General features: G+C 34.8%; 1 protein-coding gene. It reads right to left on the bottom strand.

The window, feature by feature from the left end:
• Positions 1-359: 359 nt before the first annotated feature.
• Entirely contained in the window at positions 360-614 is a 255-nt protein-coding gene (locus GJU40_RS20560; protein ID WP_154309897.1) for a hypothetical protein, read from the bottom strand.
• Positions 615-675 lie beyond the last annotated feature (61 nt).

The raw sequence follows: 675 nt of genomic DNA, 5'->3' as shown, positions 1-675 counted from the left end.
GACTGCCTCCATCGCTTTAGAGTACCTCATACCCGTCTATTTCTGGACTCTACATTTGGATAACTTTCTTGATTCCATAGACCATGTCAAGCTCCTGTTTTCATATCGTGGGACAACGTACCTGTCCCTGCGTCCCTTAGCACTACGATCTTTGTCATTCTCGTTATTTTTTAGCCATTCCATGTTATACTACCCCTGCCATGTAAAATGTTCATCTCGCCGAATTATCGTTCACTGCTACTATTCTCGTAATTCTCCTAACCATCATGAGTTTTTGATTCTAAAGTCATATTGCTTTAACCACAAATATTTAAAGTAAAAAACCTTGAATGGCATAAAGCCAATCAAGGTTAGTTTGTTTACAAATACAAATAAGGTTTCTCCTCAATAAGTTTACGTAAAACGATTTGCTTCTCAGGATCTAATTTTTCAAAAAGTTCTGTGAATCTCTTGATAGAGTTTTCAGTTTTTAGCCAATGCAATGCTGCTAAAGCAAAATGGGCATTATTATATAATCCTATTACTTTAGGTTCTTCCTCCATCAGCCTAGATAGATTAATTAATTTTTCGATAGCAGTATCATCATGCATTTGCATACGTTGATTGATATTCATCTGAAAATGATTCTACTTTATATTCTATTCCTCTATCAACTTCATAAAGATCATAATGATG

The organism is Metabacillus lacus (assembly GCF_009674805.1).
In the GTDB taxonomy this organism is placed as follows: domain Bacteria; phylum Bacillota; class Bacilli; order Bacillales; family Bacillaceae; genus Metabacillus_C; species Metabacillus_C lacus.
Note: the sequence above shows the minus strand (reverse complement) of the source record. Positions and strands in the feature narration are given on the sequence as shown.